The organism is Paenibacillus solani (genome assembly GCF_050475945.1).
Classification (GTDB): domain Bacteria; phylum Bacillota; class Bacilli; order Paenibacillales; family Paenibacillaceae; genus Paenibacillus_AQ; species Paenibacillus_AQ solani_A.
Genome location: NZ_JBCMXJ010000021.1, coordinates 14,324 through 38,283, shown reverse-complemented (window position 1 = coordinate 38,283; position 23,960 = coordinate 14,324). Strand labels below are relative to the sequence as shown.

Genomic DNA, 23,960 nt, shown 5'->3' with positions numbered 1-23,960 from the left:
TCCAATTAAAGATAGACGGCATCATAGAAAGACGAGGGATGGCATAAATGAATAAATATGATATTGATGAAATGTATTCTGAACCTATTCAAGCCTTCACGATATGGATGAAGCAGTCGGGTTATACTGAAGCAACAAGAAAAGAATATATGCGAGAGGTTTATGATTATCTCATGTCACTGGATGAACTGCCTGTTCAGCAGGCGGGGAAATTGCATGTGGTTGGTTTTCTTGTATCCAAGCAAGCATCGGCTGGCGATAAAACGAGGAATCGAACCTTATCCGCAATCCGCTCGTTTTATGCTTCGTTGATCGATTTTGAACTCGTGACCAGAAACCCTGCACTTGAAGTTAAGAAATCGAAGACAGAGAAGAATAAAATACCGGTCTATCTAGAAGAGCAGGAGCTTCAGAAAGCATTATCCTATGTAGAAGGACGTTATCGAAATCGGAATTTAGCCATTTTCCTCCTGATGGGATACTGTGGACTCAGGGTGGGTGAGGTTCACCGGTTAAACTTGTCTAATTTTAAGAAAGAGAAAGGTACGCTGGAAGTTTTGGGCAAAGGGCGAAAGTGGAACGAGATCCCGCTGCCGGCTTTAGTTGGAGAATATCTTGAGAAGGTGCAGGAAGAACGCATCCAACCGTACAGCTCGAAGGAAGAAGCTTTCTTCGTCTCCCAGAAAGGAAGAAGGCTCTCCATCCGTCAAATTCAAAAAATTACGGCTCAGGTCTTTGATGGATTCAAACAGGATCATCCCCATATGACCGACTTGAAGTTGTCTTGTCATAAGCTTCGCCATTCCTTCGCGACCATGCTGCTGAATAACAATGTCGATATCCGCGTAGCGAAGGAGCTGTTAGGCCATGCATCGATCGAAACCACGATGATCTATACGCATATCAACGATGAACAGAAGCGCAGCGCCATGACAACAATTGAGGTGCCGAGGATCTAACGGGATACTTATTCTGTTGAGAGATTAGCAGAAGAAATTCTTACTAAGATTTATCTTAGATATATTTATGCTCTCAGAAGAGAAACAGTATGGTTTCACGGAATAGTTACGTAATACTGGCACGTCCATTTGCTGCTTTGAATCGATACAAGTTTCTAGAGGTACATGAATTGGCTTTCAATATTGCAAGCTTTCAGATTGATAACTTGCTCGGTGGATGATATAAACCGAAACTGTAGACAGTAGATATTGATTTTATTGCAAATAAATACAAAAAAAACTAACTTTTTGTGCCTTATAGGTTTTTATAATATGAGAACCTAAATAAAGGACACAAGGAGATGGAATAACATGAAGGCCAAATTTATAGTTAGTATTATAGCCGTCGGCATGATAGCATCAGCTTTAAGTTACGCGAGTGCAAATAATGCATCAAAATTGCCCGAGAATCCAAGGAGCGAAGCAATTGCTGTAGTAGAAAGATATTTTACAGATTTACAAACCGGTAATTTTGAAGATGCAATAAAAATCTCTGATAATCATATATATAAAGATGAAAAAACTGCGTTGGAAAAAACAATCTTATATAATACTCATAATCATGTAAAAGATTTCGAGATTACTTCAGTAGATGACACCGACCCTAGAAGTGTCAAAGTCTCCGTGAAATTAGAAGAAACGGCAAATGGTGAGCTTCCCCCTGTAATATATGACGTGAATTTCAAAAACGGTAAATATAAATTGCAAATAAAAACTGTGATTATTGATATGAACCCTTCCTCCCCAACTTATAAACAAGTTGAATATAATAAGAATGTGAAATATGGGGACTAGGAATTATAGGATGGTATCGAGCAGTTAAAATTGTTAATAATATTCATAGCCAGAATCCGGGACCCTACTGGTCGGGCGATGGAGGGCATGGTTGTTTGAATAGCTAAATTATGATATGAATATGTATTCGCCATCAATATAAGCCGCCGTTTTCGGCGGCTTTTTGTGTGGGAGAAACCTATCAAATTCAGTATTTGTGCAGGAAAGTACATAGGTGCCGTTGAATATAACGGAATGCAGGTGAATAGAGATATACCAAAACCGCAGGAGGAGAACAACCATATGAAGTCGATTTCTGTTCAAAGTCTTACGGACATGTTTCATTTGGAAGTGCTCGCAGGAACCGATGGGATGGAACGCAAGATTACCCGCCATCAGACGCATAGGCCGGGACTTGAGTTCGTCGGGTACTTCGATTTCTTTCCTATGGAGCGAGTTCAAGTGCTTGGCCGTAAGGAGATTACCTATTTATTGACGCTCAGCGTGGAAGAACGCATGCTGCATATAGGAAATATCGTTAAATATCATCCGCCATGCTTCATCGTCACGTCGGGTCAGCAGGAAATACCCTATCTGACGCTGTTTTGTAATCAGGAGGGCATTCCACTTCTGCGCACAACGGAGACAACAACGGAGTTTATTGCCAAGCTAAACAGTTATTTAGTGAAGGCGTTGGCGCCCGAGATGTCGATTCATGCGGTATGTGTGAATGTATCCGGTATAGGGATCTTGCTTAGAGGCAAATCGGGTATTGGCAAAAGTGAGACAGCGCATACGCTCATCCGAAGAGGGCATCGGTTTGTTGCCGACGATATCGTCGTTCTCAAGAAACTGGGGCCGGCGACGCTTCTGGGAACTCATAATGAGATCACCCGTGAATTCCTGGCTCTGCGGAGCATTGGGCTGATCAATGTGGTTCGTCAATATGGACGAACAGCCTTTCAGGATGAAACACGCATTGTGCTGGATATCGAGTTATGCCCATGGAAAGAGGACTCACTCAACAATGAGCTGGAAGCAGTGCCGCAGTTTACAGAATATTTGGGCATTCAGATTCCGCATATCGAGGTACAGCTTCAGCCTGGACGGGATGTCGCCAGTCTGATCGAAGCAGCAGCGAACAATTGGTATCTTCGCCAACTGGGCTACAGCGCAGCCGAAGAGTTTATGAAACGAGTCGAGGATGAGATGCAATCGTGATACGCACAACATTCTGAGATTTACGCTTAACAATGTCATCAGGCAACATACATACCTTTTTTTATCGCCAAGTATATTTCAAAAGGTATAGACCCGAATAGGGTCTATTTTGTTATGCTAACACGCGCATCTTCATACATAATCGGGTTGCCAACATCTCATGGTGGAACAAAAGATACTAGCCAACTTAATTAAGTTTGCCAGAATTGGGTAATTACAATGAACTGTATGTTTAAACATACATATGGACTTCTCCTTGCTGATAGGTAGTATGGACGAAAGATTGGAGCGCGTCAACCAGGGGCTAATTGCAGCAAACACTAGGCATACCCCGAACCACGCATCGTAAGCATTCCCGAATTTCTGGCTGAATGCGGTTAACTTTACAGACATAAGTATATACACATCATCGTAAGGAGGATCATCTGAATGGGAGAATTGAAAAAAACTGAAAATTGGGTCGCGGGACTGCAGTGGTTATTTTTCATATTTGCCAACATCGTTATTATTCCGGTCACGGTAGGAAAGGCGTTCGAATTATCAGATAATGCGATTATGACAACGCTGCAGTTATCTTTTATTGTGACGGGATGCGCTTGCGTCTGCCAAGCATTTTGGGGACACCGAAGAGCTATTCTGGAAGGGCAGTCCGGCTTATGGTGGGGGATGATACTGACTACGGTCAGCATCGCTACCGCTCAAGGGATTTCCTTGGCTGAATTGGGAGGCAGTCTTGCCGTAGGGATTCTAATCTCTGCAGCCATTACGGTGGTCGTCGGCATATTCGGCTGGGGGACCGCGCTTGCTAAACTATTCAAGCCTGGCGTGATGGGCGTGTTCATGCTTCTATTTGGTTTCCAGTTAATTCAGATTTTTCTCAAAGGGATGTTGGGGATTCCTATGGGCAACACGCCTGATAACGTATCGATTGTAGGGAGTATTGCCATCCTGTCGATCGTCGTGATGCTGATCATGGTTGTTGTTAATGTGACCCTTCCAAACAAAATCAGTAAGTATTCTCTGCTCATCGGTATTGTCATTGGCTGGGCTGCATTTGCTATGTTCCTGGGCGAAGAGAAGACCGTAAAGAGTAACTCATCATTTGCGTTTGATTTCTTCCTGTTAGGGAAACCCGAATTCAATATCGGTATTATTATTGTGGCTGTCGTAACGGGCATTCTCAATTTGGCGAACACTTTTGGTGCCTTGAAGGGTACCGAAGATCTGTACGAAAGTGATACCAGCAAAAAACAGTTTAGCGCGAGCCTCATCATATCCGGCATATTCACGGGAATAAGCGGATTACTGGGGCTGGTTCCGTATGCTCCGTTCGTATCTTCGATTGGATTCTTAAAGCAATCCGGGATTATTCATCGAATGCCTTTTATTATTGGGGGGGTGTTATTCCTCTTGATGGGTGTATTCCCGCCCGTTGCTCATTTTTTCTCTAATACTCCGTTAAGTGTCGGCAGCACAGTGCTGTTCGTCTCTTATTTGCAGCTGCTGATGTCTTCGCTTGATTTCTTGAAAAAAGTGAAATTCAATAAACGCAATGTGTACCGGTCCGCCATACCGATCTTTGTAGCTGTCGTGATCATGACGTTCCCGGAGTCTTATTTTGCCAGCATTCCCACGTATATTCAGCCTTTTATTCATAATGGTCTGCTCGTTGGGATTACGTTGGCTTTGGTACTGGAAAACATCATTCCATGGGACAAGATCCAAGAAAAAGGAGATAAAAACCAAAATAAGAGTTTAATCACGAATAATTCGGTTAAATAGTACACTAATGTTTCCTATTCCACTGGAAGCAACTCTATATGAGGAAGGTGAGCAGATGAATACAAACACGTACAAGATAGGACGGGATATTGATCCCCGTTACGGAAGATCTTGTATAGCCAGAAAGTCAGCAGTAGCAACACCAAGCAATTTGGCATCAATGGCTGCTAATCGAATCCTTAATGAGGGTGGCAGCGCAGTGGATGCCATGGTTGCAGCAAACAGTGTACTTGGAGTGGTTTTCCCTCACATGACAGGTGCCGGCGGCGATGCATTTTGGCTGATCTACGATGCAAAAACAGGCAAGACACACTCTCTGAACGCATCAGGCAAATCAGCATCAAATGTCTCCATGTCCGATTTCTCCGGAAAGGATCAGATCGATATACGTGGCGCCAAGGCCGCTAATACGGTTCCGGGAGCCGTGAGTGGTTGGATTGAAGCACATCAAAGATTTGGCAAACTGCCATTATCCCGATGCCTCGAACCTGCTATCGATTATGCTAAGAATGGTTTTCCTGTTGGCGATTCTGTAGCTAGATTCTCAGAATTTGCTATCGACTTATTGAGGACCTACCCCACTACAGCCAAAACGTTCTTGAAAAATGGAGTAGCTCCATACGTGGCTAGTGACATTATGAGAAATCCGGATCTGGCTAAGACCCTGGAACAGATTGCGGAAGGTGGCTTCGATGCCTTCTATAAAGGCGACATAGCTAAACGCATATGCGACTTTCTGCAAGAGCAGGGTGGATTTCTGACACCGGAAGACTTTGCAAACCACAAGGCCGATTGGACGGAACCTGTGGAAGTGAGTTATCGGGATTGGAAGGTGCTTGCTCCACCGCCAAACTCCGCGGGGTTTTGTACCTTGCAGATTCTTGGCATGATGGAGAATATGGATGTGAAGAAAATGAAGGACAGTGAGAGTGATTTCATTGATCATTTCACTCGCGCAACGGCCTTCTCCTTCAAAGATCGGGATACCTACCTGGATGATCCTAATTTTAATCATATCCCGCTGGATACGTTACTGAGTAAGGATTATTTCCGTGATCGTTTCAAGCAGATGCACAATCCATCACTTGGACCGCCGGAAGCAGGCTTTGGCAAAAAAGGAGATACAACGTTCTCCTGTGCTGCTGATGAAGAAGGGAACGTAGTCGGTGTGATCCAGAGCTTATATTGGGAATGGGGCTCGGGATTGGTTGCAGGCGATACCGGAATTCTTCTGCAAAACCGGGGAACACATTTTTCCCTGGACCCGATGGCCAGAGACCGGTTAGAGCCCAATAAACGGCCTGCTCATACATTGACGTGCTCTATGGTTCTCAAGGACGATAAACCTGAAATGGTGGTCGGCGCCATGGGTGGTGATGGAGAACCTCAGACGCAAGCATTGATTATCATGCGTGTACTGGATCAGGGATATTCGGTTCAAGAAGCTATTGATGCACCGCGCTGGCTCCTGGGCAGAACTTGGGGTGAGCATGTCAGGGGCTTGAGGCTGGAAGGAAGATATGATGAGAAAATAGCGGATAAGCTGCGTGAGTTAGGGCATATCAATGTGGAGATTATTGAAAACTTCAGTGATTTAATGGGCCATGCCCAAGCCATTCGTATATGGCCGGATCATCTTGAGGCGGGGGCTGACCCACGAGCGGATGGACTAGCTATCGGCGACTAACAGGCAAACTGCGATATAATATCCTACTATTCCAATAAGAAAGGTGATAAAATATGAATAATAACATGAACAATAATGATAACAATATGAAGAATGATATGCACAACCCGATGAACCAGAATAACAAGAATCACGAGTGTATGGGCGAAAATACACCACAGCCGAAAAAGGGAGACCGGGGGGGAGATATCTGGGGTGCTCGGAATATTGACAGAGACTTGCAAAACCCTGATGTTCTGGTACCTCCGGATACGGACCATGGTACAATGCCGAACCTGAAATTCTCCTATGCGGACTCTCATATGCGTGTAGAGCATGGAGGTTGGTCCCGTGAAGTAACGGTTAGGGAATTGCCAGCGTCGACTGAAATTGCTGGCGTTAATATGCACTTGGAGCCAGGCGGAGTTCGTGAGCTTCATTGGCATAAAGAAGCAGAATGGTCCTTTATTATCAAAGGGAAAGCCCGGATCACAGCGATTAATCCAGATGGCAGCTACTTCGTCGATGATGTAGGGGAAGGTGACTTGTGGTATTTCCCTCCGGGAATCCCGCACTCCATCAAAGGCCTGAGCGAAGGCGTGGAATTCATACTGGTCTTTGATGACGGCAGCTTCTCCGAGAACAGCACGTTCTCCATTACGGACTGGTTCTCGCATACGCCTAAAGATGTACTAGCTGCAAACTTCGGAGTATGTGAAGAAACTTTTGATAAAATTCCTAAACAAGAAGTGTATATGTATCAAGGCGAAGTACCAGGTCCTATTATTCAAGAACTGCCGAAGGATCTCAATGATTCGGTGAAGGAATCCTTCAGCTACAAGCTGACAGAGCAAAAGCCGATTGAGACATGCGGTGGTAAGGTATGGATCGCCGATTCGAAAAACTTCCCTGTATCCAAAACCGTTGCGGCTGCTTTGGTAGAAGTAGAGCCAGGCGGTATGCGTGAACTGCATTGGCATCCTAACGCAGATGAGTGGCAATATTATCTCGAAGGACAAGGAAGAATGACGGTATTCGCTTCTGGCGGTAAGGCCCGCACGTATGATTATCAGGCTGGGGATGTAGGTTATGTGCCATTTGCCATGGGTCATTATATCCAGAATACGGGTGACAAGCCGCTCAAATTCCTGGAGATGTTCAGAAGTGATTATTTCGCGGATCTATCGCTTACGCAGTGGATGTCCCAGACGCCTCCAAATCTGCTGAAGGAACACCTGAACCTGGATGATTCCTTTATTGAGAACCTTCCGAAAGAGAAACATCCTAACGTAAAGCATAAAAAATAATATGGATAAGTTAAAAGCCTTGACCTCGCATCCTGCTGAGGTCAAGGCTTTTCATATCTGTTACAATAGAACCAAAACCGACAAGAAGTGAAGTGGATTATGAAAATTGATTTAGGATCTCAGCAGATTGAATGCCATGTCGAATATAGCTCACGCAAGAAAATCTCCATTGAGCTTCATGCTTCAGGCTTGCTTATCGTAAAAGCGCCCAATCGCACGGAAGATGAAGTAATCATACAGACGTTGAAGCAATATGAGAACAAGATTTTGAAGCAATTGCACGCCCTGGAAGCCGCTCGATCGGCGCCGAGAGTTAAGGAATATGACGAAGAGGGTCAAGGAAAATTCCTTCATTTGGGGAAATACTATTCCCTCCATGAATTAATCGAAACAAACGGACGAACCGAGGAAGAGCTCCAACAAGATCTGAAGAAGTTCTACTTCGCAAGTCTTAAGAAGGTGATCGGTGAACGGATTAAAATCTATCAGAAGCAGTTAAAGGTCCAGCCTAAATCCTATACCATTGAAGAATCTAATACGAAGTGGGGCAGCTGTAACTCGTCCAAGCATCTTACCTTCAATTACCGCCTCGCCATGGCACCGTTAGAGGTCATTGACTATGTCGTTATCCATGAGCTGTGCCATCTACTCCATATGAATCATGATCGGTCTTTCTGGCGGCGTGTCGGAAGCATCATGAAGGATTACAAGGAGAAAGAAACCTTTCTGGCAAGGTATGGGCAAGCCATGACATTGTAAACATGAGTAGTATGATGTGAATAGGGAGGCTGCGGCCATGGATAAGAACAAAATCACTTATGAATCGATTGACCATTATATATCCAACTTCCCGGCAGATATCCAAGAAATCTTGGAGTCGATCAGGCGAGTGATCCGAGAGGCGGCACCCGAGGCAAGCGAGACGATCAGTTACCAAATGCCGACGTTTTGGCAGCAGGGGAATGTTGTCCACTTTGCCGCATTCAAGAATCATATCGGCTTCTATCCGGCGCCAAGAGGCATATCAGAGTTTGAGCAGGAGTTGGCTCCTTACATCACAGGTAAAGGAACGATTCAATTTGCGCTTGGCCAGCCTATTCCATATGAGCTGATAACGAAAATAGTGAAGTTCAGGGTGGGCGAGAATATCGTTAAAGCCAAGAAGAAATCGTCGAAGAAGAAGTAAAGGGTATCGTTCAGGCGCGAAATGAATGGGAGAGTTCTTGTGTTTGGTTTAATAACAGCATACAACTTTTAAGTGCACAAACGGTTGCGAAACCGCCGCTGCTGCTGCACTATACTTTGATTGAAAGGAGGGGAAGAGATGGATTGGCTTGCGAGAATGAATAGGGCGCTGGATTACATTGAAATGAATCTGTGCGGAGAAATTGAATTGTCTGAGGTTGCTATGCAAGCTTGTTGTTCGTCATATCAATTTCAAAGGATGTTCTCATTCATTACGAATGTATCACTTTCGGAATATATTAGGCGCAGGCGGCTTACTTTGGCAGCCATTGATCTGCAAAACAGCGAGGATAAGGTAATCGATATCGCGATGAAGTATGGTTATGAATCTCCCGTATCTTTTGCGAGGGCTTTTCAATGGTTGCACGGTGTTAATCCTGCCATCGCTCGTCAAGAAGGAATTGCGCTCAAGGCCTATCCTCGGCTTTCTTTCCTTATTTCAATTAAAGGGGCAGAGGCGATGAATTATCGTATCGAAACAAAGGAATCCTTCGAGGTATTTGGAATGGAGCGGGTGTTTCATACCAATGTAAGCGATGGAGAACTTAAAACTCCGGCCGAGTTTTGGCAGCAATCCCATGCGAATGGCGAGGTTGAGAGGCTTGCCGGGAATGCGGGTGACTTGCCAGGGAATGTTAGCGGAGACTTGCATAAAGTACATGCATTATGCAGTTATAGAAAAACGGAGAAGGATACTTTTCCCTACATGATATGTGCTTTTAAGAGCGAGTCTAGCAAAACTCATGGATACTCCACGATCACGATACCTGCGTATACTTGGGCCATATTCTCCTCGGATCCATTTACATGGGATCAATTTGATGAGACGATCGAAACCATGTATCAGCGATTCTTCTCTGAATGGCTGCCTACAGCGGGGTATGAGCAAATTGATGGATTGGAATTTGAAATCTATGGAGCCAAGGATAATCTAAACTATCTCGAGCTATGGTTCGCTGTAAGAAGAATCAGTTGAGTTCTTCATAGGAAGTCTCATACATTTTAAAACGAGAGGGTCACTCCAATCAGGGGTGGCCTTACTTCTCGTTATATGAGTCTAGTGAATCATGCTGCATTCAAAACATATTGCACTTCATCAAAAATATGCTAATATGGTCTAATTGTATATTAGCAGTACAGACATTAATCAATACGTCGTTCAACAGGGGAGGCCGGTAGGTGAAATTCTCTTTACGATTGCAGATGATCGTCAGCTTTTCCATTGTGTTTATAGCCATGATTGTCATCTTCGGCAGCTTGATTCTGAATTACAATATCTCCAGCTACCAGAAGCAAAGTTATGATTCTATCAACAAGGTAGTCAAAGCGAATCTGTCCTTAATCGATAATTATCTGGATCAGCTGATAACCGTGTCCAAAATCGTAGCCAATGATCAGGACATTATTAAAGCGGTTACGTACCGTAACAGTGTCCAGGGGGAAATTGATTATGCCGTCGAGCTGTACAACCAGCGGGAGGTTGCCTCCAAGATCAAACAGCTAGATGTTTTGGGCAACATTACGAACGCCCTGATCATTGGAAACGACCATGAGTATTTATATTACTACGGCAGCTCGCCGGTACGCGGATACCGTTTTGACCAGCAAGACTGGTTTAATAAAGCCGCTTATATTGAAGATAAGTATATTCGCTTTACAAATTTTCATCCGACAGACTATCTTCTGAATCATCGTAGCCGGCAGACGGTCTCCGTCATCACGCCTATAATAAATGCTAATCAATACTATACAGCCGGGCGTACCTTTCTTATGAGTGATTTCAATCTGGATCCGATAATTTCAGATAAAAGCGGGCAAGGAAACATGCAAATTGCGATTTATGACGGAGTCAACCCGATTCATTTTGCGAATAACAGCAGTCTCTCGGACTCCCAGAAGGAGAGGATCAGTGAAGGACTCAGAAATGGGGACAAATCCTTTACAGTTGCCAAAAGCGGTGAGCATCTGGTATCGTATTTAGTCGTTAACGAGACCTCGCAAGTTTCTGGTTGGACTATTCTCGGCATTATGCCGCTAACGGAAATAGAGCAAATGCGTACCACCAATACCACGGTTGTTATGATCATGATTGTAATCGCTTGCATCCTGGTTGTCTTTTTGTCGGGACTGATATCGAAATCCATACTGAATCCAATGCAAAGTTTATTGCAGCGTTTCAATCAGATCGCCTCTGGACGAAGAGACATTTCATTTAAGGAATCCCGAAGCGTGGAAATTAACTTGATCGCGGAAACCGCCGATCATATGCTTAAGAACATTAACCAATTGACAGATGATGTTGTCGAGGAACAGAAACGTCTGGCTACCGAACAGCTTAAAGTGCTTCAGCACCAGATTAACCCGCATTTTTTGAATAATGTGCTGCAATCGATCAAGGCGATGGCTGTGACTGGGGATACCGAATCGATATCGAAGGCAACCACGCTGTTAGGTAAGATATTATCCTATTCCGTATATAATCCGTATGAGCTTGTCGAGCTGAAGCAAGAGCTGAGCTATACGGAGAATTACATTACACTGCAAAATATCCGTTTTAACGGTATGATTCATTACAGTATGAGTTGTGACGAGGAATTGGATCATCTCCCTGTTCCCAAGCTGATGATTCAGCCTCTGGTTGAAAATGCGATTGAGCATGGCTTTAAGGATCAGAAAGAAGGCAATCTATCGATTGTGGTGGAAGATGCTGGAGATGAAATCTATATAGCGGTTATGAATGACGGCTCCGTTGTTGATCCAGATGAGATGGAGTTGATTAATTGCATGCTGTCGGACCGGGATACATATAAGCAGAAGCAAAGCATTGGCCTGCTGAACCTGAATCAGAGGCTGAAGAGCTGTTATGGGGTGCAAGCCGGAGTCAAAATGCTATCCAGAGAAGGCATGAATACGAGTATTGTCATTACAATACCGAAGCGAAAAGAGGTTTAACATGCTATCAGTGATTATTGCAGATGATGAAGTATTATCAATTAAGATGATGGAGAATATTCTGGATTGGGATCGTCTTGGCATCCGTATCGTCGGTACGGCTCAGAATGGATGGGAAGCTCTGAACCTGTGCCATCAGGAAGACCCGAATATCATCATCACCGATATCAAAATGCCTAATTTAGACGGGCTGGAATTTATAAAGAAAGCAAGAGTTACGAATCCGGATGCAGAATTCATCCTAATCAGCGCTTACGCTGATTTCGATTACGTCAAGAAAGCGATTGAGCTTGGATGCTCCAACTATATTTTGAAGCCCGTGGATGAGTTCGAACTGGAGCAAACCTTGAAGAAAATGATCGCGAAAATCAGTGACAAGAGAACAGCTGAGAAAAATGCGGTAAAAAACCAGATGGAACATGACAGACAGGTCATTTACCGATATATGAGCACGGGAGCCAATCCGCTGGCTGCAGGGAAGAGCGCAGGAAACCTTGGCTTAAATCTAAAATCCTATACATTATTCAGTTTTAAACTTACAGACCAATCAATGAATGATTATATTGAGAATGGATTGCAGCTGGATGCACAGATGGCATTCATTATGGATCGGATGTCCTCGGTTATGAAAGAGTTTGGCCAGTGTGTGCTGTTTGATTATAAGGATTATGCCTGGACAGCTATTCTCAGCGGGGATTGTCCACAGGAATGGATGCCTGCGTCTGCCTCTAAAATGATTGCTCTGTTCAAGGATGAGATTCACATGGATATTACGGTGTGTTTCAGCTCACCGGGCTCTCGGTTAGATGAGCTGCCCCAGTTATATAAGCGGCTGGTCCATCTGAGCCGGTATAGTGCATATGTTGGTGAGGAACAGATTCTAGGCTATGGGTATAATCTCTTGGAAACACGGTTTCAGCAGGTGGATTTCTTAGCTTATACCAAGCAGTTTACGGAAGCCCTTCATCAGAATGAAGCGGAGGAAGCGGCGCGTATTATAGAGGAAGTACTGCTGGTGTCATGTAAATCCGATCCCGCTTCCCTGCATCTGTTTATCGATTTTAACTATAACGCTTTCTGTGCCATTCGGGATAAGTTGATCGCGGAGAATAGGCTCACGGAGGAGCATCAAGAGATTCTCACACTGAGCCATAAAGACATCTCTGATATTCCTACAATGGACGAATTGAGCCGATTTATGAACCGGTTATTGCAGCTTCTATCCTCTCATCATCCTCCGATAGCAAAGAGTCGATATAGTGCGCTTGTTGAGGCGGGCATACGCTATTTAGTAGAGAATTATGATCGGAATCTCTCTTTAGAAGAAATATGTATAGAGCTATCTGTTAGTAAAAATTACTTCAGTTATTTGTTCAAACGGGAAACCGGATCGAACTTGTGGGCTTATCTGACCGAGATTCGTCTGAACAAATCGAAAGAACTTTTGCGAACGACGAATTATAAAAGTTATGAGATTGCTTACATGGTGGGATATGATAATCCAAGCTATTTCTCCAAGCTGTTTAAGAAGAGTACGGGTCTGACCCCGAATGAGTACCGGGCGGCAACTCCGTAATAAAGTGCTATAAAAACAGAAGACGCTTCATTGTTTCAAGGCTTACCCTCCGGTAATCTAAGGTCAGAATGGGGGGTAAGCTTTTTATGTTAATTCAAATGCTTGAGAATGAATATTGGTATGGCGGTTGTGTGAGCGATGGAACACGGATGCCTGTAGGTCCAGAAGACAGCTTTGAGGTTCAGCTTGATCCGAATCCGACGCCGAACCAGGCCATGCCACTGTTTGTCTCGTCCAAAGGAAGATATCTATGGAGAGATACGGGTTTTGCAATTCGTTTTGAACGTGGGGTTATCCATGTTCCGGAAGATGTGACGTTAGAAGGGGGATTTAAGACACTTCAAGGCGCTTATCTGGCAGCGATGGAACGACATTTTCCATTCAAGCCGATAACCCTGTCTCCAGCCTTACTGGAGAAGCCGATCTTTAACAGCTGGATCGAGCTTACGTTTCATCAGAATGAGCGGGATTTGCTGGAATATGCGGGCAACATCATCAGTAACGGCTTTGAGCCTGGCGTGCTGATGATTGATGATGGCTGGAGTGAGTATTACGGCAACTGGAGCTTTCACTCTGGTAAATTTCCTAATGCCAAGGAGTTTATTGACAAGCTGCATGAAATGGGATTTCAGATGATGCTCTGGGTTTGTCCGTTCATTACGCCGGATACAGTGGCTTACCGGGAAGCTCGGAATCAGGATCTCTTAATCAAGACTGCAGAAGGCAAGCCATACATATGTGAGTGGTGGAATGGCTATTCAGCTGTGCTGGATTTCTCCAACCCGGAAGCCGTAGCTTGGTTTGACCGTCAGCTGCAGACACTTCAGGAGCTGGGCATAGATGGATTCAAGTTTGATGCCGGCGATAGCATTTACTATCGGGAGGATCTGGTTACTTACGGAAATGTGTTGCCAAACGAGCAATCCCGATTGTGGGCCGAATATGGGCAGAAGTATGCTTTGAATGAATACCGTGTGACCTTTCGGGCTGGCGGATACTCCTTATTTCAACGTTTATGCGATAAAGAGCATAGCTGGGGAGACAAAGGGATAGCGGCTCTTGTTCCGGACAGCCTACTGCAGGGAATTACAGGACATCCCTTCTCATGTCCCGATATGGTAGGGGGCGGAGAGTACCTGAATTTTCAGCAGCTTGAGGACAATGGTCTTGATGAAGAGCTGTTCTGCCGTCACAGCGAAATTGCCTGCCTTATGCCGTCCATCCAATTCTCGGCTGCGCCATGGCGGGTATTATCTTCGGAGCATCTTGCGATCATTCATCGCCATTTAGCGCTCCGCAGTCAATATGCAACATCGATTGAGGAAGGTTTTGAAGCTGCAGTGAACAGCGGGGAACCGATGATTCGCTATATGGAGTATCAGTTCCCAGGGGAAGGATTCGAGAGAGTCACGGATCAATTCATGCTTGGAGACCGTATACTTGTCGCACCTATATATGAAAAAGGACAGGTGAGCCGAGAGGTAAGCATTCCACGCGGACGCTGGTTATTTGATGGAAACATCATCGAAAGTAATGGAGAAACACAAATGTTATCTCCGGAACCAGGAATGCCGATCGTGCTTGAACTTCAGACCGAATCCTGAATCGTAATAAAGTAATATAAATTTCGCAGAAGTCGTAATATTGTGCAATCGCTTTCAATTTGGAAGACATCCTGATCAATATCCACTTGAAACTCCATAATTTTGTGTTATACAACCGGAATACAGTTTATTCGGTCACAGCAGCGTCACTGATAAGATAAAGACAGAAATCAGGTTTTACATTCAAAGGGGGATAACCACACATGAAAAAGAAATGGCTATCGATGCTGCTTGCGCTAACAATGGTCCCGGCCTTGATTGCAGGCTGTGGAAGCGGTTCAACTGCTAATGAAGATTCATCCAGCTCGGCTGGAACGGGTAAGGATGCGGACAAGCCAGTTGAGGTTCGTATTATGGCTTACAATGCCGAATCTTCACGGACGACCTATTTAAAAATGCTGGATGAGAAGCTGCCTAACATTAAGATCGTATTTGAATTTGTCGCTCTCGACAACTTTAACAATGTCTTAAACTCACAGCTTCAAGCAGGTCAAGGTCCTGACATTATCGAGGTAGGCGGCGAGACCCGTCTGCTGGCAAACGCAGGGTATCTCATGGATTTGACGAATGAGAGCTTCACTTCGAAATATGCTGATGCTGGTCTCGCGCCGTACTCGGTCGATGGCAAGGTATATGCCACACCTTTGCAAAGCTGGTATGAAGGAATTTTCTATAACAAAAAGATGTTCAAGGAAAATGGAATTGAAGTACCAAAAACCTTTGATCAATTCATTCAGATTCATAAAGAGCTAGCGGATAAAGGAATTAAGCCGCAGACGATGGGTGCTCAGTCCTGGGAGCCTATGATGAAACAGAGTATTGGCCTTGTAAATAATGATTTCTATTCCAAGCCTGAGAATAAGGATTTTGATGAGAAGTTTAACAACGGAGAGGCCAAACTTGCAGAAGCATGGCTGCCATATGTTGAGAACTGGTCACGGATGATTTCGGAAGGAATCTTGAAGCCAGACATGCTCGGACTGAGCTATGATCAGGCACTGGATGAGTTTGCTACAGGCAAAGCTGCCATGTGGGAAAGCGGCCCATGGGCAGTAGGAACGATTATGGAGAAGAGCCCGGATTTCGAGCTTGGCATGTTCCCGATTCCTGGATCTGAAGAAGGTCCTGGCTGGCTTGTAGGCGGACCTGGCTCTGCATTTGCCGTGAACGCTAAAACCCAGCATAAAGAGGAAGTCCTTCAGATTCTGGATCTAACGGCCACTCCTGAAGCACAGCAAGCTTTGATTAAAGATAACGCAGGGAGCTCTTTCCTTAAGGGAGTCGAGGTTGATTTAGGCGAAATTTATGCTGATTGCGAAGAAGCCTTCAAAGCGGGTAATGTCTATGCGCCGTGGACAGCAGCATGGGTTTCAGGTAATCCGGTTGTAGAAGGTTACGGAAAGGCATTGCAAGAGGTCGTTGCTGGAGTGAAAACAGTTAAGGAAGCTCTTGAAGATGCAGATCAGATCAATCAAACCATGCGTGATTCATTGAAATAAGAGAGAGAAGGATTCTTAGTGAAATAAAAACCGGCTGCTTGTTTGAAAGCTCCCCGGTTTTTATTTCTCTCTGGTCCATATAAGGGGAGGATAGACACCAGTGAATACAAAGCGAAGAGACAGGATTTTTCTATTGATGATACTCCCGGCCTTTATCGGTTTTCTATTACTGTTTATCGTACCAACGCTCATGAGCTTCGGTTACAGTGTTACGAATTGGTCTGTATATAAACCCGATTATAAATTTATCGGGATGGATAATTATATGAGTTTATTTGCAGATAAGAAGAATATAGCAGCTATTCAGCACTCGATCACCTATGCCCTCGTCATTACAGTGTTACAGAACGGGTTTGCTATCTTGTTTGCCGTGCTGCTCAATCGTAAAGGGATCATGGCTAACATGGTCAAATCGATATTCTTCTTGCCAGCTGTGCTCAGTATTCTAGTCGTAGGTTTCCTGTTTCAATATATTATGACTTCAGCCGATTACGGGTTGTTGAATAACATTATCCAGTTCTTCGGCGGCACTCCCGTCAATTGGCTGGGAGACGGCAAGATCGCACTCTTTTCCGTATTGGCCACGCAAGTATGGCAGTGGACGGGTTGGAGTATGGTCATCTATATGGCCAATCTCAAAAGCATCGACGGTTCGCTCTATGAAGCGGCTGAAATCGATGGTGCCAGCAAATCTCAGACGTTTGGCAGAATTACGCTCCCGCTGCTGTACCCAGCCGCATCATTCAATATTCTGATGAGTCTTATCGGCGGGTTGAAGGTGTTTGATGTTGTCTTCGCCATGACAAAAGGCGGCCCGGGTTATGCAACCGAGACCATCATGACCACGCTGATCCGCGAAGGCTTTAATTCCGGTCGAACCGCATATGCTTCGGCATTTGCCGTTGTCTTCTTCATTATCGTCTTTGCTCTGACGCAGCTCATCACCTTCTTCTTAAACAAATGGGAGGAGAGAATCGCATGATACAGACACGCCGATTTAACAATGTCGCTTTTAATATTTTCTATGCCATCATAGGAGCTGTAATGCTGCTCCCCATCTATTACTTGTTGGTAACTACATTCAAAACACCGGCAGAAGCTACTGCTAGTCCGTTAGGTCTGCCGCGAACTTTGAATTTCAGCAATTATATCGAAGCATTTCATGCCATGAATTATCCGAGAGCGATTACGAACAACCTCTTAATTACGGGGTTTGCCGTCATCATTCTCATATTGATATCTTCCATGGCTGCATACGTGATTGCCAGAAGCAAGAAACGAATGTTCAAGTGGATGTTCGCTATCTTTATGGTCGGGTTGATTATTCCATTCCAAATCGCGATCATTCCGCTGTATAAACTCATTGCAGGCATGCATTTGATGAATACGCTTCCCGGCGTTATCTTGATTGATGTATTCTGTATTAATCTGCCGTTATCTATATTTTTGTTTCGTGGATTTATCAACACCGTACCGATAGAACTTGAGGAAGCAGCGGCGATTGATGGGTACGGTACGTTCCGAACCTTCTTAAGCATTATTTTCCCGCTATTGAAGCCCATTGTTTCTACGGTCGCCATTCTGGATGCATTGGCCATCTGGAATGATTTCCTGACACCTCTTCTGTTTCTCCAAGATCCGAACAAAGCGGTCTTGCTTCAGGAGGTATATAAAAATGTCGGTCCGTTCTCCACGAATTGGACATCATTTTTCCCCATGTTGGTACTATCCACACTGCCACTCGTTATCTTCTTCCTGATCATGCAGAAGAGCATTATCGATGGTGTCGTAGCGGGTGCAGTGAAAGGTTAGCACTATATAAAAAAACGGTTGAAGGAGGAAGTGTAATGCGAACAATGTCGGTTAAGAATCTATTCAAAATCTCGGCGGGGCTATGTTTATTCATGGTGCTCCTTCCCGCTGCATGGGCTCATGGCGCTGATTGGTCACAGAAGGTAGAAGCGGAAAGCGGCACTAAAACAGGTACCGTGAGAGAAGAATTCGTTGCAGGAAATTCAGGGAAAACGGTGAGTTTTATTGACCGGGGAGAGGCGAATAGTCTGACCATTCGGGTAACACCTCCTTCGGGAACGACATTTGATATGAGCATCCGTTACCGCTCCGGGGAGCTCAGAAATTTAAAGTTTTCGGTAAATCAACAGGCACCAGAGCAGATATCGAAACTGAACAGCGGCGGATGGAGCACATTCGCTAATGAAAATCTTCCAGTCAAGCTGATTGCGGGGCAGGAAAACACGATTAAATTCTTTGCCCCTGATGGTGAGAATGGTCCTGGACTTGATTATATTGTGTTTCGGGAGAGCAACCAGAATCCCATTGAAAAGCCAGGCTACCGTTTAATCTTCCACGACGAGTTTGATGGAAATTCACTAGATAAGCAGAAATGGGTGGACAAGTATCTGTCCTCCTGGACCAAAACACCTGAGAGAGCACAACCGACGTATGCCATGGAGAATGGTCTCATGAAACTGCAGATCATGGGTGAAACTCAGCCATGGGCATCGGAGTTTGACGGACAGACCGTCGTATCCGGTTTTACAACAGGGAACCGTAATGCTCTTCATAATTGGAACGGAACCAATGTTGTCCGAAACCCTGTAGAGACCGAGCTGACGCATATTAACAAGTATGGTTATTATGAAATACGAGCGATGGGCCAGCCTGGGTCATCCCGACATGTAGCATGGTGGCTATTAGGCTTTGAAGATGTAGCTAAAGAATCGGCAGAGATCGATGTTTTCGAAATATTAGGTCTGAATGCACATCAGGTTCCGGTTGCTTTCCATCGCTGGAATGATCCCGACGGTCCGGAGGGCAACGGATTTACCTACACGAACAATAGCAAGGATTTCCATAACGAGTTTCACACCTTCGGCTTTAACTGGATTGAGGGTGGCGGATCCGGAAATCAGCCGGACAAGATGGAGTTTTATGTGGATGGTATAAAAACAGGCGAGCGAAACGTCAATATTAATTATCCATTGATTCAGCTGTTCTCCCTTTATGAAAAGAGAGCTGGTGGCTGGACAGGCCCATGGGTGAGCAAGCCTTATCCGAACACGTTCCGCCTGGATTATGTAAGAGTGTATAAGCCTATTCCACAAGGGTATCAGGCAGTGGCTCCTGAACAACTAGCTATTACGAATGTGCAGGATGCCACCTTGTCTGTTAGTCCGTCCGCGAAGCCTAAAACCTATACTTTTTCTGTAGCAGGAAGCGTAGGGCAGACCTATACGGAACCGAACATGCCGGGTACGAAGTCTTATACCAATGTAACTTATAACGATGGTATCGTTACCCAGGAGTTTGTCCGTTGGGAGCCGATCACTTCCCTGGATTTAGAGAAGCTGGCAAGAGGGGAGACGGTTACCAAACGTGGTACATTGCCAAATGTTTCTCCTTCCATGCCGGGATTGACCTCTCCAACCTTGACGATCAAGCCGGCACCTTGGGATACAAATCTGAATCCAGAGAACCTAGGCTTATTATTTGATCATGATACCGTGTCTACTTCTTCGGCTTGGACGGCGATCATGAATCCACTGCCAGCAGACGCGTATATCTCGTATCGCTTTGGGGAGCCAAAAAGAGTTTCGTCTATCTCCTTCTCAGGCAATTATGGTAACGGTCAGGGAATACGTACATTTACGCTGTCCGCTTGGGATGAGTCAACACAGAGCTGGATAGATCAAGGCGTGGAATATACGATTCCCTGGACAAGTGCGGGGGACCATGAAGCGGGTGAGACGGTAATGGTGAATCTGCAGCAGCCCCTGACCGGATCAGCTATCAAAATCAACATCAAATCCGCCAACACCGCATGGGGGAACAAAGTCGTTATGCGAGAGATTGCCTTCAACGAGTAGATGATCAAGCTTCATGTTTCGGTGATAGGCAAGTATTCATAGTAGAGCAAGTAGTAGCGCCGTTCAAGGGGAATATCCCTTGGGCGGTTTTTTTATGGCTAATAACTGCGTTGGAACCTATTAAAATGGGAGAAAGACAGCTTGTAAGGCGTTTCCATATTAATAAAAATTTTAGGATAAGTATCTGCGAGGAATAAATTGGATTTTGGACCCATATTTTCATGTGAAAACCATTTCAACGCGTCAGAAACCAAACCCAAGGAGGAATGATTAATGAATTTGGCTTCACCGAATCACCACTTGTTACACAAACTGTTAGGTGCTTGCGGCATCCTGATCATCTTCACGTTACTGATGATTTTGTTTCCCAGCACCAGCTCCGCTCATGGTTATTTAGATTCACCAGCAAGTCGTGGCCTATTATGCAAAAATAAAGTGAATACGGATTGTGGCGGAGCAGCATATGAGCCGCAAAGTGCGGAAGCGCCTAAAGGCTTCCCTAACGGTGGGCCGCCCGATGGCCATATTGCAAGCGCAAGCAATACCTTCCCGAAGCTGGATGAGCAGACTTCGACCCGTTGGAGTAAAGTGCCGATTCAAGCAGGTCCGCAGCCGTTTAGCTGGCAATTGAATGCAGCGCATGCGACGACGACCTTTAAATATTTCATCACGAAACCCGGTTGGGATTCAAATGCGCCCTTGACGAGAGCATCTTTTGATCTGACCCCGTTCTGCCAAGAAGATCTGAATGGATCAAGCCCCACGAACTACCACACCACGAATTGCAACGTTCCCGCTCGAACCGGTTATCATGTCATTCTGGCGATTTGGGAAGTTTCCGGAGCGCCTACCGCTTATGTTAACGTCGTTGATGTGGATTTCGGAGGAGGCAGCCCGCTCGCTGCACCAACGAATTTAACCTCAACAGCCATAACAGACAATAGCGTATCGCTAAGTTGGTCTGCGGTAAGTAATGCGGCAAGCTATCAAGTATTCCGCAATAATCTTGCGATAGGTACGACAACCTCGACGAGCTTCACGTCCACAGGCTTAGCGAGCGGTACATCGTATAATTTTACGGTGACAGCTATCGATGCCTCGGGTAACTCTTCTCCGGCATCCTCGGTCTATACCGTCAGTACGACGGGCACCAATACGACGACATATCCGGCTTGGAGTGCAACCACAGTTTATGTAGGCGGAAATAAGGTATCTTACAATGGAGTCAACTACGAAGCCAAGTGGTGGACCTTAGGCGAAACGCCAACCGGTACTAATGTTTGGAAGGTTATTCCTTAGAGTTTACGGCATGAGAAGCCCTGAAGGCTGAAACCTTCAGGGCTTCTTGCAGGTTAATTAGATAATGAGTCTACAATACATCATAAGGAAGCTTGTTATCTCCTGGGTGCCTATGTGGTAAATAGAATTGTACAGATATGCTATGATAAAAAGCGTCTTGACACTAAGAGGATGATCGGCTGTTTAAGCTATTTATATATTGGACCATCATTGAAGAAGGGAGATGGCATCATGTTAGAGGCGTTCGTATCCACCAGCAGCACATGTACAAATAACTGCCGGACGGTGGTTTGCTTTATAGCCGGTATCTTAACGTATCAGAACAACTTTGAGGCTGCTGCCAGCGAGATTGCTAGAAGATACCGGGATGCAAAAATCCTCGTGATCTTTCCCTACGGAATGGCGAACGGTATAGAGGGTTCCTCGCTTATCCGCTTATTATCCAGGCAGCTGACTCAAGCAGGCTATGATATGGCTCGGCAGCAATCCCGGAGAGTAATAAGTACGGCAGAGATTATTCGAGAACATGCAATGGATGCGAAGCATCTGATATTAATTGCGCATAGCGCAGGAGGTGTGATCGCCTACCGGACAGGCCTATATCTGGAGCAAAATTATGATTTTCAAGGAGTTCAAGTGTTCACTGTAGGCTGCCCCAAGTTTTATTTGAAGGACATTTCTTTTAATGATAGGTTTACATATATCACTGGCCAAAATCGGGACAGAATTACCCAAATCGGCGCCTGGCGGAAGCCCGGTTCCAGGGTGTATCGAGGAAGGCCGGGACGCGAAATACATATGGAGTTTAACCCGATTCATCAGGGATGGCGGTTTCATGCCTCGTACTTCCTGAAATCAGCGTGGACGGATTCTAATCAAGTATTGAATAACAATTCGGAAGCTTTGATCTCTAAGATTTATGAAATTTACCCGGATCCATGATTTGAGAATTGCTTTGGTGAAGAGAGAAAAGTACTATATCAGCGTCTATCGTTATAACAAGCTTTCTTTAGGTCCGCTATTAGCCTAAGAAAGCGATGGAACGCTTAACTTTTCTGGCAAATGCAATGGGATCATCGATGGATTCCCAGTGAATATACATGAGACGTGGGTTCTCAAACAACCAGTGATTGTGGACAGCTGTTACTTTAATCCCGTTCTTGCGAAGATTTGTAAGCAATTGATTGACTTGGCTTTGGAAGAGAGCTGTTTCTCCTAAACAGAGAGCACGACCTGAACTGTCCAGTGATTCAAACGAGAATAGTTGATAACGGACTAAAGGAGACGTGGTACGTCTTCCTAAAATAGAAGCTTTTATTACTCTGTTTCTGGAGACAAAACAGACCGGACCTTTTGTAATCTCATGCTCGGTTCCGCCTAGAATCGCTGAGAATTGATTACATAATCTTCTAAAGCGAGGACTCGCTTTTACTACCGCCATACGAAATCATCCTCTCATGAAATGATAGAAAGTCAGCATAGCTATCGGTATTATCCCAAGAATGCAATGGATTCTTTTGTTTTTCTGGCAAATGCAACAGGATTGTCAATGGATTCCCAGTGCATATACATTAAGCGAGGCTGTTCTTTTAACCAGTGATTATGAACGGCGGTTACTTTAATTCCACGTTTGCGAAGATTTGAGATCAATCGATTCACCTGGTTTTGATGTAAAGCAGTTTCACCCAAACAAAGTGCACGGCCCGATTTATCGAGCGATTCAAAAGAAAACATTTGCATCTGAACCAGTGGGGATCTCGTTCTTCTTCCCAGGATGGTCTCTCTTAGATTTGTCATGCGCGTGACAAAACAAACCGGACCTTCTTCAATTTCCGATTCGCCTCCTAGAATTCTTGCAAATTGATCGCAGAGTCTTTTAAACCGTGGGCTTACCTTCACTTGTTCCGCCATTTGTAATCCTCCTTTAATCAAATTCTATTTATCCTATGATTAGAGAAGAGTACTGGATTGGACCAAAAACTTAGATTACAAAGAATAGGTTTTTATTCCTAAGGTGCATTAACAGAACTCATTCATTGGAATTCAAGGTATTCGAAGGACCTTTAATAATTCGATCTAATTTTTGTTTTCCATATAGCGTAATGAAACAAGTTCTAACCATATACTCTGCTATCAAGTCAACACAAGTG

Annotated in this window: 20 protein-coding genes; 18 read left to right on the top strand and 2 right to left on the bottom strand. The window is 44.8% G+C overall.

Annotated features, from left to right (window positions below):
* Positions 1–47 precede the first annotated feature (47 nt).
* The 18 genes from ABEQ74_RS26175 to ABEQ74_RS26090 all read left to right on the top strand — a co-directional run bounded on the left by ABEQ74_RS26175 (position 48) and on the right by ABEQ74_RS26090 (position 22,752).
* The gene (locus ABEQ74_RS26175) at positions 48–959 is read left to right on the top strand and encodes a tyrosine-type recombinase/integrase (RefSeq protein WP_430125163.1); all 912 of its coding nucleotides are present in this window, start codon (positions 48–50) and stop codon (positions 957–959) included.
* A 351-nt stretch (positions 960–1,310) separates the two neighbouring features.
* Positions 1,311–1,793 carry a hypothetical protein gene (locus ABEQ74_RS26170; protein ID WP_430125162.1) on the top strand — a complete coding sequence of 161 codons (483 nt, stop codon included), beginning with the start codon at positions 1,311–1,313 and terminating at the stop codon, positions 1,791–1,793.
* A gap of 282 nt (positions 1,794–2,075) precedes the next feature.
* Entirely contained in the window at positions 2,076–2,993 is a 918-nt protein-coding gene (gene hprK / locus ABEQ74_RS26165; RefSeq protein ID WP_430125161.1) for an HPr(Ser) kinase/phosphatase, read from the top strand.
* A gap of 429 nt (positions 2,994–3,422) precedes the next feature.
* Positions 3,423–4,775, top strand: coding sequence for a uracil/xanthine transporter (locus ABEQ74_RS26160; RefSeq protein WP_430125160.1), 1,353 nt, complete (start codon positions 3,423–3,425; stop codon positions 4,773–4,775).
* A gap of 55 nt (positions 4,776–4,830) precedes the next feature.
* The gene (ggt, locus tag ABEQ74_RS26155; protein ID WP_430125159.1) at positions 4,831–6,462 is read left to right on the top strand and encodes a gamma-glutamyltransferase; all 1,632 of its coding nucleotides are present in this window, start codon (positions 4,831–4,833) and stop codon (positions 6,460–6,462) included.
* 140 nt (positions 6,463–6,602) lie between these two features.
* Positions 6,603–7,748 (top strand): oxalate decarboxylase family bicupin, encoded by a 1,146-nt coding sequence (locus ABEQ74_RS26150; protein ID WP_430125264.1) that lies wholly within the window; start codon positions 6,603–6,605, stop codon positions 7,746–7,748.
* A gap of 99 nt (positions 7,749–7,847) precedes the next feature.
* Entirely contained in the window at positions 7,848–8,507 is a 660-nt protein-coding gene (locus tag ABEQ74_RS26145) for a M48 family metallopeptidase (RefSeq protein WP_430125158.1), read from the top strand.
* Between the two features lie 37 nt (positions 8,508–8,544).
* Positions 8,545–8,934 (top strand): iron chaperone, encoded by a 390-nt coding sequence (locus ABEQ74_RS26140; protein ID WP_430125157.1) that lies wholly within the window; start codon positions 8,545–8,547, stop codon positions 8,932–8,934.
* A 138-nt stretch (positions 8,935–9,072) separates the two neighbouring features.
* Positions 9,073–9,969, top strand: a complete 897-nt coding sequence (locus ABEQ74_RS26135) for an AraC family transcriptional regulator (protein WP_430125156.1) — start codon at positions 9,073–9,075, stop codon at positions 9,967–9,969.
* A gap of 203 nt (positions 9,970–10,172) precedes the next feature.
* Positions 10,173–11,945, top strand: coding sequence for a sensor histidine kinase (locus tag ABEQ74_RS26130; protein ID WP_430125155.1), 1,773 nt, complete (start codon positions 10,173–10,175; stop codon positions 11,943–11,945).
* Between the two features lies 1 nt (position 11,946).
* Positions 11,947–13,521, top strand: coding sequence for a response regulator transcription factor (locus tag ABEQ74_RS26125; RefSeq protein WP_430125154.1), 1,575 nt, complete (start codon positions 11,947–11,949; stop codon positions 13,519–13,521).
* An 86-nt stretch (positions 13,522–13,607) separates the two neighbouring features.
* Positions 13,608–15,125 (top strand): glycoside hydrolase family 31 protein, encoded by a 1,518-nt coding sequence (locus ABEQ74_RS26120; RefSeq protein ID WP_430125153.1) that lies wholly within the window; start codon positions 13,608–13,610, stop codon positions 15,123–15,125.
* Positions 15,126–15,328: 203 nt separating this feature from the next.
* Positions 15,329–16,624: an ABC transporter substrate-binding protein gene (locus tag ABEQ74_RS26115; RefSeq protein WP_430125152.1), complete on the top strand. Its 1,296-nt coding sequence runs from the start codon at positions 15,329–15,331 to the stop codon at positions 16,622–16,624.
* A gap of 100 nt (positions 16,625–16,724) precedes the next feature.
* Positions 16,725–17,606 (top strand): carbohydrate ABC transporter permease, encoded by an 882-nt coding sequence (locus tag ABEQ74_RS26110; protein WP_430125151.1) that lies wholly within the window; start codon positions 16,725–16,727, stop codon positions 17,604–17,606.
* Positions 17,603–18,436, top strand: a complete 834-nt coding sequence (locus ABEQ74_RS26105) for a carbohydrate ABC transporter permease (RefSeq protein ID WP_430125150.1) — start codon at positions 17,603–17,605, stop codon at positions 18,434–18,436. The genes ABEQ74_RS26110 and ABEQ74_RS26105 overlap by 4 nt, the downstream gene beginning before the upstream one ends.
* 35 nt (positions 18,437–18,471) lie before the next feature.
* A complete protein-coding gene (locus ABEQ74_RS26100; RefSeq protein WP_430125149.1) occupies positions 18,472–20,511 on the top strand; it encodes a family 16 glycosylhydrolase in 2,040 nt (679 codons plus the stop codon).
* Positions 20,512–20,784: 273 nt separating this feature from the next.
* Positions 20,785–21,810, top strand: coding sequence for a lytic polysaccharide monooxygenase (locus ABEQ74_RS26095; protein WP_430125148.1), 1,026 nt, complete (start codon positions 20,785–20,787; stop codon positions 21,808–21,810).
* A 231-nt stretch (positions 21,811–22,041) separates the two neighbouring features.
* Positions 22,042–22,752, top strand: coding sequence for an alpha/beta hydrolase (locus ABEQ74_RS26090; protein ID WP_430125147.1), 711 nt, complete (start codon positions 22,042–22,044; stop codon positions 22,750–22,752).
* 79 nt (positions 22,753–22,831) lie between these two features.
* Here the strand turns inward: ABEQ74_RS26090 and ABEQ74_RS26085 are convergent, their stop codons facing one another.
* Both ABEQ74_RS26085 and ABEQ74_RS26080 read right to left on the bottom strand, forming a co-directional pair.
* Positions 22,832–23,251: a DUF1259 domain-containing protein gene (locus tag ABEQ74_RS26085; protein ID WP_430125146.1), complete on the bottom strand. Its 420-nt coding sequence runs from the start codon at positions 23,249–23,251 to the stop codon at positions 22,832–22,834.
* Between the two features lie 50 nt (positions 23,252–23,301).
* Positions 23,302–23,721, bottom strand: coding sequence for a DUF1259 domain-containing protein (locus tag ABEQ74_RS26080; RefSeq protein WP_430125145.1), 420 nt, complete (start codon positions 23,719–23,721; stop codon positions 23,302–23,304).
* Positions 23,722–23,960 lie beyond the last annotated feature (239 nt).